Below are 10,408 nucleotides of genomic sequence, written 5' to 3' on the forward strand. Positions count from 1 at the left end.
GCATGGACTACTGCCTGGGTGACGGGGCCGGCGGCGCGGAGATCTGGGCCGCCGATCCGACGGTCGATGTGGACGGCGACGGCGTGTTCGACGCCTTTGCGCTGGACCTCGACGGTGACGGCCTGCCCGATGACGCGCTGGCCGATCTGGATGCGAGCGGGCTGGCCGATCACGCGGTGCACAACCGGGACGGCCCGGCACCCGGCTATTTCACCGACGACGGCTCGGGCACCTGGGCGGTGGCCGTCGACCGGGCCGGACAGCTGCGCTGGTTCGGGCTGGACGGGGTGGAAGCCACCGGCGGGCCGATGGTGGATTTCGACGGCGACGGGCTGACCGACGACCGGCTGCTCGACGTCGACGCCGACGGGCTGGCCGACCGGGTGCTGGGCCACCACGACGGCCGGGGCACCGCCTACGCCGATCGCGACGGTGACGGCAGCTGGGATGTGCAGCTCACCGATGCGGACTCCGACGGTGCCGCGGACTCGGTCACCGATCTGAGCTGAGCCGCAGCAGTGCGGCGGCCTCGTCCTGATAGGCGTGCTCGGCCCAGCCCAGCGGCGTCGCGTCGAACCGGGTGTCGCGCAGCGACGGGTCCGCGCCGGCGTCGAGCAGTTGCCGGATCAGCGCGAGGTCTCCGGACCACGCGGCATGGTGCAGGGCGGTGGCGCCCTCGGCGTCGCGGGCGTCAGGGTCATCCGGTAGTCGGGGAACGACCGGATGGACACCCGAGACATCGATGCCGTGCCGGGCCAGCAGGGTCAGCCGATCGGTGAAACCGTTCTCGGCGGCCCAGGAAACCTGCCGCTGCCACATCTGCGCGCGGGTCTCGATCGCCTCGCCGAGCCGCCGCTCCCACGGGCTCGGACCGGCGTCGGCCAGCCCGTGGGCGAACAGCAGCTCCAGGTGCGCATCGTCGGGACGGAACATCCGGTTGTAGAGGGTCTGCTGATCGGCCGGATGAGCACCGCGGCGTAGCAACAGGCCGGCCAGGTCGGCGGCGAGCGGATGCCGGGGCTGCCGGCGCGGTCCCTGTTCGCCCTCGCCGAACACCCCGGTCAGCACGGTGAACGGCGTCGACATACCGCGCCACAAATAGCCCGCGTTCGGGTCGGCGCCGGCGTCGAGCAGCATCTCGGCCGCGGCCAGGCTGTCCTGCTGCGGCGCCCGTCCATACGCCAGGTACATCAGCGGCACCCAGCCGTGGGGACCTCCGGTGGCCGAGGCCAGGGTGGGATCCTTGCGCAATACGGCGGACAGTGCGTGCGGATCGGCCGCCGCGGCCGCGGCCCACACACGGTGTCCGGTCAGGCCTGGCTCGGCGCGGCGCAGGTCGTCGGCGGCCTGCCATCGGGGCGGGGCGTCCGCCTCGTCGTAGCGCAGGGTGGCCAGCGCACAGAACCGGTCGGCGGGGTCGGCGGCGGTCTCGTCGAACCGGGACGGGTCGACGCTCAGTTCCGCGGCGGCCGCGAGATAGTGCACGAGCGCCGGCCAACCGCTGAACCCGTACTTGCGGGCCACGGATTCCTCCTGCCCGCCCCGCGCCTCTGCGGCGAGCGCCTCAAGCGACGGGTTGTCGGGTAGCGAACTGGCCATGTCCCACTCCATCTCTCGCCGGAATACGCGAAATGGTCGTTGCGCATGTCCTCGGAGCGACCATTTCGCGCATTTGGGCGGGTCACTCCCGGCCGGGTCCGGGGGGTCCGGCGAACGCCTGGGCGATGGTGAGCCACTTCTGCGCGTCCGGCCCGACGGCCACCACGTCGAGCTCGCGCGGCGCCCGGCGCTGGGTCACCAGCATGCAGAAATCCTCGGCCGATCCGGTCACGGTCTGGGCGGCGTCGTCGGGTCCCCATGCCCACAATTCGCCGTCTGGACCGTTCAGTTCCACGTGAAACACCTCCGCGGGCGGCGTGAGCCCGTGCACGGTGAAGGCGAAATCCCTTGTGCGCACGCCGATATGGGCTACCGAGCGCAACCGGGCGGTGGCCGGCCGCCGGACACCGAGTGCGTCGGCGACATCCAGCCCGTGCGCCCAGGTCTCCATCAGCCGGGCGGTGGCCATCGACGGCGCGCTCATCGGCGGGCCGAACCAGGGCAGCTTGCGGCCGTCGGCCACGCCGAGCAGCCCATCGTGCAGCGCGGCCCGGTCGCGGCGCCACGAGGTGAGCAGTTYGGCCGGTGGGGTGAGTGCCAGTGCCTCGGCCCCGGCGTCGACGAACCCGAGTGGATCCTTGGCGGCCTCACCGAGGACCGTGGCGAACGCGTCCTCGTCGATGATGGATTTCAGCGAGACCCGGTCKGTCCACCACAGGTGGGCGATCTGGTGCGCGACGGTCCACCCCGGGGACGGCGTGGGGGTCCGCCAGCCCGCCTCGGGCAGGTCGGCCACCAACGTGTCCAGGGCATCACTCTCGGCGCGCAGATCGGCCACCATCGGCTCGGCTCCAGCCATGGCTGAACTCTAAACCGGGGGGGTGCGCCGCCCGAGCGCGGCGTGGGCAGCGAGGCCCAGCACGTAGAGCACCGACCCGACAAGCACCAGCGCCACCGACCGCCCGTCGGCCGGTATCACCGCCGCCGCGGCGGCGATCGCGCCGACGAACGTGACCCAGAACAGCGCGTCCTGGACGGTGAACAGGTGGCCGCGCAGCGCGTCGTCCACATCGGTCTGCATGGCGCTGTCCGCGCACAGCTTCACCACCTGCCCGGCCGCCCCCAGCACGAAACCGCAGCCGATCATCACCGGCACATGCAACCCGGCAGCGAACAGCTGCACCACCGCGGCGAGTGCCAGGGCCCCATTGGCGGTGCGGTGCCGCCCCCAGCGGCCGACCACCGCCGGTGTCAGCACGGTGGACAGAAATGATCCCGTGCCGGCGGCGGCGACGAACAGAAACGCCGAGCCAAGGCCGGCGACTTGGTGACCGCCGGTGTGGCGCACGATCACCAGCAGCAGCAGGGTGTTGATGCCGAATGCCATGCGATGCGCGGCCAGCCCACCCAGGGTGGCCGCGACGGTCGGCACCGCCGCGACGGTGCGGATGCCATGAACCCATCCGGTGGACACCGCATAGGCCACCGAGCCGTGCACCGCGCGGGCGCTGTCATCGGGGCCGAGGACGTGCGGCGAGAACCGCACCGACAGCCACAGCGCGATTGCCACCGGCAGGGCGGCCAACAGGATCACCGCCGCGCCGCCGGCATCGTCGGCGCCCAGCAGCCATCGCGGCAGGAACATGAAGCCGGCACCCGCGGAGGTGGCCAGACCCGACGTCGCGGTGGCCACCGAGTTCATCGTCAGCACCTTGTCGCGAGGCACCACATGCGGCAGCGCCGCGGACAGCCCGGAGGACACGAAGCGGGTGAACCCATTGACGATCAGCGCACCGAAGAGCAGCACCCGCTGATCCGCGCTGACCGACAGCGCGACTCCGACCGCGAGCACCAGCAGCAGACGGCCCGTGTTGGCACCGATCAACACCAGGCGCCGGTCCCAGCGGTCCAGCAACGCCCCGGCGAACGGGCCGAGCAGCGAGTAGGGCAGGAACAGCACGGCAAAAGCCAGGGCGATGGCCCCCGGTGTCGTCTCACGATCGGGGTTGAACAGCAGCGCCCCGGCCAACCCGGCCTGGAACAGTCCATCGCCGAACTGGCTGACCGCACGCAACTCCAGCAGCCGCCGGAACTCGGGCAGACCGCGGACGGCCTGCCAGGTTCCCGGCGGATTGCGGGTGTCAGTCATGAGATCAGATCCTGTCCGGGCCGGGACTGCGATACGCACCCGCATCAACAGTACAAATATCGCGGCGGGCCGCTCGTTGTTCGCCGCCGCACGGGGTTGCTGGTGACATGATGGACCTGTGGGACAGCCCGAGGAACCGGAGGATCATGTCACTCCGACGGCACCGCGTGTGCGCGCCGGAACGCTGTTGCTCGCCGATACCGACCTGCTCGAACCGACGTTCCGGCGCAGCGTCATCTACATCGTCGAGCACAACGAGGGCGGCACCCTCGGGGTCGTGCTCAACCGGCCCAGCGAGACCGCCGTCTACAACGTGCTGCCGCAGTGGGCGAAGCTGGCGATCAAGCCGAAGAGCATGTTCATCGGCGGCCCGGTGAAACGCGATTCGGCGCTGTGCCTGGCGACGGTGCGGGTCGGGGTGGACATCACCGGGGTGCCGGGGATTCGGCACGTGCAGGGCCGCGTCGTGATGGTCGATCTGGACACCGATCCCGACGAGATCGCACCCGCGCTCGAAGGGGTGCGGATCTTCGCCGGCTACTCGGGGTGGACCACCGGTCAGCTGGAAGGCGAGATCGAACGCGACGACTGGATCGTGCTGTCGGCACTGCCCTCGGATGTGCTCGTCGAACCGCGGGTGGATCTGTGGGCCCGGGTGCTGCGACGTCAGCCGTTACCGCTGTCGATGCTGGCAACGCACCCGATCGACCTCAGCCGCAACTAGAGCGTCCGCCGGCCGAATCGGCAGGCGACAGGGTGCATGACACGCAGGACCCGGCGCAGCCGCCGCCTTGCTCACGACGCGCTTCCTGCTCGGCCTCTTTGGCGGCCACCAGCTTCGCGCTCTGCCAACACCCGGCCGCGACGGTGCCGACCGCCCCGATGACGCAGACCACCAGCACCAGGGACCCCATCTGGGCGGGTGCCGACAACGCGACGACACCACCGGCGGCCAGCATGGCGGCCGCGGCGAACTGGGTGGGCGCGACGGCGCGGAGCACCTGGCGTACCGGGTCGTCGGCATACGGACGGTTCAGTGACCAGGCGGCAACACCAGCGGTCGCCACTGCCACGCACAGGCAGAGCACCGCGGCGATGAGCATCTGCCAAGGATACGAGGCAGCGCGGGCAGGTATCAGCCGGGGAGGCCGATTGCCGGTGTGACACCCGCCATGCTGACCGGAACGGTAGCTCCGGCCGCGGGAGCGGCCGCGGGGACCGGCGGTGTCAGTGCGGCCGGGGCCGGTGCGGGGGCGGCCACGGGTGCGGCGACGCGGAACCCGTTGACGATGGCGTCGGTGGCAGCGGCAGCGGCCACGGACTGCGATTCGGCGGTCGTCACCGCCAGCGACACCAGGTAGCGATCGGTCCCCGAAGTCGCGATGATGTGGCGCCGCGAGGTGTTCAGGGTCATGTTGTTCTCGCGGAAGGTGCCCTCGATGATCGAGGTGGGTACCCCGCCGATCTCGGCGATGGATCCGCCCGTGGCCCTCCAGGCGGTGAGCTGCTGGCTGTCGGCGAAACCGTGCCGGATCGCCTCGCGGGGATCGAAGTCGCCGACCAGTTTGTACACCACCACCTGCGCGTTCGACGTGTACAGCCCGTCACCGCCGACCCGGTCGGCGATGACCGCGAAGGCGTCGGTGACGTTCGGGTCCGGGACCTGGGTCCAGCCGGTGGGACGCGGCAGCACGATGTTCAGCGCGGTGAAACCAGCGGGCGTCTGCGGTTCCATCGCCACGTTCCTGCTGGACAGGTAGTCGCGGATGGTGCCGGCGGGGTTGGGCGACAGCGGCACCGACACCGGACGCGGCGCGGCGGCCGGGGCGGGCAGTGCTGCGGTGGTCGTGCCGGGCGGGACGGCCGCCGGCAGCACCCCGGCACCCGAGGCCGGTACGGCTGCAGGGCCGACCGGCTGCGAGGGTCCGGCCACGGCGGGCGCGGCCTGCGGGGTGACGGTCACGGTCTGGGTGACGGTGGCGGGTCCCGGCGGCGACGGCTGCGGAGCGAGCGGCTCGGCAGAGGCGGTCGCCGCGGTCAGGCCCACCACACCGGCGAAACCGGCGGCGGTCCCTGCGATGAGAATCCGCCAACGGTACGAGGTCTCGTTCATCTGACGCCGGTCCTTCCGAGTTGCACGAGCGTGGGTCAGGGGCCGACTGTAACCAGCTGCGGTGCAAGGTCACCAGGGCCGGAACACAGCTGCAACCGTGTGGTGAGCGGGCTGCAACGGAACCGATACCAACCCGTGGCCGAAGCCCTCGCGCACGGCGCTTATACCCTGAACGGCGTGACAGACCCCTCCGCCGACGCAGCCGCCATCGACGCCGACGCCCCCAGCCACCGCTACAACGCGCAGCTGGCCGGTGAGATCGAGCAGACCTGGCAGCAGCGCTGGCACGTGCAGGGGACGTTCCATGTGCCCAACCCGGTCGGCTCGCTGGCGCCCACCGACGGTTCGTCGGTGCCCGCGGACAAGATGTTCGTCCAGGACATGTTCCCGTACCCGTCGGGGGAGGGCCTGCACGTCGGGCATCCGCTCGGCTACATCGCCACCGATGTGTACGCCCGCTACTTCCGGATGACCGGGCGCAACGTGCTGCACGCGCTGGGCTTCGACGCCTTCGGGCTGCCCGCCGAGCAGTACGCCGTGCAGACCGGCACCCACCCGCGCACCCGCACCGAGGCCAATATCGTCAACTTCCGGCGGCAGCTGGGCAGGCTGGGGCTGGGCCACGACTCGCGGCGCAGCTTCTCCACCACCGACGTGGACTTCTACAAGTGGACGCAGTGGATCTTCCTGCAGATCTACAACGCCTGGTTCGACACCGAACTGCAGCGCGCCCGCCGGATCGACGAGCTGATCGCCGAGTTCGAATCCGGGTCGCGGCCGCTTCCCGACGGCCGGTCGTGGCAGGACCTGACCACCGGCGAGCGCGCCGATGTGGTGGACTCCCATCGGTTGGTTTACCGCGCCGACTCGGTGGTGAACTGGTGCCCGGGCCTGGGCACCGTGCTGGCCAACGAAGAGGTGACCTCCGACGGCCGCAGCGACCGCGGCAACTACCCGGTCTTCCGGAAGCGGTTGCGGCAGTGGATGATGCGCATCACCGCGTACTCGGACCGGCTGCTCGACGACCTGGACGCGCTGGACTGGCCGGACAAGGTCAAGGCCATGCAGCGCAACTGGATCGGGCGCTCCACCGGCGCCGAGGTCCGTTTCGCCACCGAGGCCGGCCCCATCGAGGTGTTCACCACCCGGCCCGACACCCTGTTCGGCGCCACCTACATGGTGTTGGCCCCCGAACACGATCTGGTCGACGCGCTCGTGGCGCAGCAGTGGCCCGCGGGCACCGACGACCGATGGACCTACGGCGCGGCCACCCCGGCGCAGGCCGTGGCCACCTACCGCACCGATATCGCGGCGAAGTCCGACCTGGAGCGCCAGGAGAACAAATCCAAGACGGGTGTCTTCACCGGCGCCTACGCCACGAATCCGGTCAACGGACAACAGGTTCCGGTGTTCATCGCCGACTACGTGCTGGCCGGTTACGGCACCGGCGCCATCATGGCGGTGCCCAGCGGCGACCAGCGGGACTGGGAGTTCGCCACCGCCTTCGGGCTGCCCATCATCGAGGTGGTCTCCGGCGGTGACGTCACCGAGGCCGCCTACGGCGGCGACGGTGAGCTGGTCAACAGCGACTACCTCAACGGCCTGACCGTGGCGGCGGCCAAGGAGACCATCATCGCGCGCCTGGAGGCTGACGGCGCCGGCCGGGCCCGCGTCGAGTTCAAGTTGCGGGACTGGCTGTTCGCCCGCCAGCGGTACTGGGGCGAGCCGTTCCCCATCGTCTACGACGCCGACGGCCGCGCCCACCCGCTGCCCGAATCGGCTCTGCCGGTGGAACTCCCGGACATCGCGGACTACGCGCCGGTGATGTTCGATCCCGACGACGCGGACAGCGAGCCGTCACCGCCGCTGGGCAAGGCCACCGAATGGGTGAATGTGGAGCTGGACCTGGGTGACGGTCTGCAGACCTACACCCGGGATACCAACGTGATGCCGCAGTGGGCCGGCAGCTCCTGGTACGAACTGCGCTACGCGGATCCGCACAACCCGGATGAGTTCTGCGCCAAGGAGAACGAGGCCTATTGGATGGGCCCGCGCCCGGAGATCCACGGGCCCGACGACCCCGGCGGCGTCGATGTGTACGTCGGCGGCGTCGAACACGCGGTGCTGCACCTGCTGTACTGCCGGTTCTGGCACAAGGTGCTTTTCGACCTGGGCCACGTCAGCTCCCGCGAGCCCTACCGGCGGCTGGTCAACCAGGGTTACATCCAGGCCTTCGCCTACACCGACGCGCGGGGTACCTACGTGCCCGCCGCCGAGGTCGTCGAGCGGGACGGCTCGTTCTTCTACGACGGGCCCGACGGTGAGATCCAGGTCAATCAGGAGTTCGGCAAGATCGGCAAGAGCCTGAAGAACTCGGTGTCCCCGGACGAGATCTGCGACGAGTACGGCGCGGACACGTTGCGGGTGTACGAGATGTCGATGGGCCCGCTGGAGGCCTCGCGGCCGTGGGCCACCAAGGATGTCGTCGGCGCGCACCGTTTCCTGCAGCGGGTGTGGCGCGCGGTGATCGACGAGACCACCGGCACCGAGCGGGTCAGCGATGACGAGCAGGTCTCCGAGGACACCCTGCGCGCGCTGAACAAGACCATCGCCGGTGTCGCCGAAGATTATGCGGCGCTGCGCAATAACACCGCGGCAGCCAAGCTGATCGAGTACACCAACCACCTGACCAAGGCGGGCGTGACCGCACGGGCGGCGATCGAACCGCTGGTGCTGATGGTCGCGCCACTGGCGCCACACCTGGCCGAGGAGCTGTGGCGGCGGCTGGGCCACGAGGGCTCGCTGGCCCACGGTCCGTTCCCGGCGKTCGACGAGCGCTACCTCGTCGATGACACCGTCGAGTTGCCGGTCCAGGTCAACGGCAAGGTGCGCGGCAAGATCACCGTCGCCGCCGATGCCGACAAGGCCGCGCTGGAAGCGGCGGCGCTGGCCGATGAGAAGGTGCAGGCGTTTCTGGCCGGTGCCACCCCGAAGAAGGTCATCGTGGTCCCCGGACGACTGGTCAACTTCGTCGTCTGAGTTGCGATTTGTGGAGTCGCAGTCGGAATGAGTCCGACAAACACTCCTCAAATCGCGGCTGGCCCGAAGGTGTGGGGCGGACCTCGCCTTTGGGCTAGTTTCTCGCTCCGGTGCCGACGTATTCGACTTTCCGCATATCGACGCGCGGATACTGGAGGGCAGGGCCGCGGCGTAGCGGCGGAAATCCTGTCTGCGAGAACGATATACGGCGACAGCGGCCCAGTCTGGAGCGCGCAATGTCCGATAACCGGATCGTCGTCTACAAGGGGCCCGGCCAGGTCGCCGTCGAGACGCTGCCCTATCCGAAGCTCGAGGTGCCCGGCGAGGTCGCCGACGCGATGGGGATGACCCGCAAGGCAGACCACGGCGTCATCCTCAAGTGTGTGTCGACCAACATCTGCGGTTCGGACCAGCACATGGTCCGCGGTCGCACCACCGCACCGGTCGGTCAGACCCTCGGCCATGAGATCACCGGTGAGATCGTCGAAAAAGGCTCGGACGTACAGTTTCTCGAAGTCGGCGATATCTGCTCAGTGCCGTTCAACATCGCCTGCGGGCGCTGCCGCAACTGTCGCGAGGGGCAGACCGGCATCTGCCTGAACGTCAACCCGGCCCGCGCCGGCTCGGCTTACGGGTACGTCGACATGGGGGGCTGGCTCGGCGGTCAGGCCGACTACGTGATGGTGCCCTTCGCCGATTTCAACCTGCTGAAGTTTCCCGATCGCGACGCCGCCCTGGCCAAGATCCGCGACCTCACCATGCTGTCGGACATCTTCCCGACCGGCTACCACGGCGCCAAGACCGCGGGCGTCACCACCGGTTCGACGGTGTACGTCGCCGGGGCGGGYCCGGTCGGTCTCGCCGCGGCCTACTCGGCGCACCTGCTCGGTGCCGCCGTGGTGATCGTCGGCGACCTGAACGCCGACCGGCTCGCCCAGGCGCGGTCATTCGGGTGCGAGACCGTCGACATCGGCTCCGATGCCACCCTGGAGGACCAGATCGCCGAAATCCTCAACACCAATGAGGTCGACTGCGCCGTCGACGCCGTTGGATTCGAGGCCAGTGGGCACGGTCAGGGTGCCGGTGAGCAACCGGCCGCGGTGCTGAACTCGATCATGAACGCCACCCGGGCCGGGGGTTCGCTGGGCATCCCGGGCCTCTACGTCACCGGCGATCCCGGCGGCACCGACGACGACGCCAAGCACGGCACGCTCAAGGTGCGGCTGGGCCTGGGCTGGGCCAAGAGCCACAGCTTCTACACCGGCCAGTGCCCGGTGCTGAAGTACAACCGCGGTTTGATGATGAGCATCCTGCATGACAAGGCGCACATCGCCGACGCGGTGAACGCGACCGTCATCGGCCTGGAGGACGCACCGGAGGGGTACGCCGCCTTCGATTCCGGGGTGGCCCAGAAGTTCGTGCTGGACCCGCACGGGATGGTGCCGGCCTAGTTGCCGGGCCGGACCACGATCTCGTGGACGTGGCCGTCGCGTGGGGTGTTCACCGCC

Annotated in this window: 9 protein-coding genes; 4 read left to right on the top strand and 5 right to left on the bottom strand. The window is 69.9% G+C overall.

From position 1 onward, the window contains the following. Window positions 1–2: 2 nt before the first annotated feature. The gene (locus AC1DTF_RS24925; protein WP_477476010.1) at window positions 3–509 is read left to right on the top strand and encodes a pullulanase; all 507 of its coding nucleotides are present in this window, start codon (window positions 3–5) and stop codon (window positions 507–509) included. Here the strand turns inward: AC1DTF_RS24925 and AC1DTF_RS24930 are convergent. The 3 genes from AC1DTF_RS24930 to AC1DTF_RS24940 all read right to left on the bottom strand — a co-directional run bounded on the left by AC1DTF_RS24930 (window position 493) and on the right by AC1DTF_RS24940 (window position 3,748). After that, a complete protein-coding gene (locus AC1DTF_RS24930; RefSeq protein ID WP_477476011.1) occupies window positions 493–1,599 on the bottom strand; it encodes an ankyrin repeat domain-containing protein in 1,107 nt (368 codons plus the stop codon). The two genes, AC1DTF_RS24925 and AC1DTF_RS24930, sit on opposite strands and share 17 nt — an antisense overlap. 82 nt (window positions 1,600–1,681) lie before the next feature. Beyond that, a complete protein-coding gene (locus AC1DTF_RS24935) occupies window positions 1,682–2,458 on the bottom strand; it encodes a TIGR03084 family metal-binding protein (protein ID WP_477476012.1) in 777 nt (258 codons plus the stop codon). A 9-nt stretch (window positions 2,459–2,467) separates the two neighbouring features. Continuing rightward, window positions 2,468–3,748 carry an MFS transporter gene (locus tag AC1DTF_RS24940; protein WP_057169191.1) on the bottom strand — a complete coding sequence of 427 codons (1,281 nt, stop codon included), beginning with the start codon at window positions 3,746–3,748 and terminating at the stop codon, window positions 2,468–2,470. A 118-nt stretch (window positions 3,749–3,866) separates the two neighbouring features. Here AC1DTF_RS24940 and AC1DTF_RS24945 point away from each other — a divergent pair, with 118 nt between their 5' ends. Continuing rightward, window positions 3,867–4,472 carry a YqgE/AlgH family protein gene (locus AC1DTF_RS24945; RefSeq protein WP_057169192.1) on the top strand — a complete coding sequence of 202 codons (606 nt, stop codon included), beginning with the start codon at window positions 3,867–3,869 and terminating at the stop codon, window positions 4,470–4,472. On the opposite strand, the gene AC1DTF_RS24950 is transcribed toward AC1DTF_RS24945, so the two are convergent. After that, window positions 4,459–4,851 (bottom strand): hypothetical protein, encoded by a 393-nt coding sequence (locus AC1DTF_RS24950; RefSeq protein WP_477476013.1) that lies wholly within the window; start codon window positions 4,849–4,851, stop codon window positions 4,459–4,461. The genes AC1DTF_RS24945 and AC1DTF_RS24950 overlap by 14 nt on opposite strands. 32 nt (window positions 4,852–4,883) lie before the next feature. Further along, the gene (locus AC1DTF_RS24955; RefSeq protein ID WP_057169194.1) at window positions 4,884–5,861 is read right to left on the bottom strand and encodes an LpqN/LpqT family lipoprotein; all 978 of its coding nucleotides are present in this window, start codon (window positions 5,859–5,861) and stop codon (window positions 4,884–4,886) included. 177 nt (window positions 5,862–6,038) lie between these two features. On the opposite strand from AC1DTF_RS24955, the gene leuS reads away from it, so the two are divergent. Together leuS and fdhA are read left to right on the top strand one after the other, a co-directional pair. Then, window positions 6,039–8,900, top strand: coding sequence for a leucine--tRNA ligase (gene leuS / locus AC1DTF_RS24960; protein ID WP_477476014.1), 2,862 nt, complete (start codon window positions 6,039–6,041; stop codon window positions 8,898–8,900). A gap of 236 nt (window positions 8,901–9,136) precedes the next feature. Then, window positions 9,137–10,351 carry a formaldehyde dehydrogenase, glutathione-independent gene (fdhA, locus tag AC1DTF_RS24965; RefSeq protein WP_477476015.1) on the top strand — a complete coding sequence of 405 codons (1,215 nt, stop codon included), beginning with the start codon at window positions 9,137–9,139 and terminating at the stop codon, window positions 10,349–10,351. Window positions 10,352–10,408 lie beyond the last annotated feature (57 nt).

This window comes from Mycobacterium sp. P4_H6 (assembly GCF_056400845.1).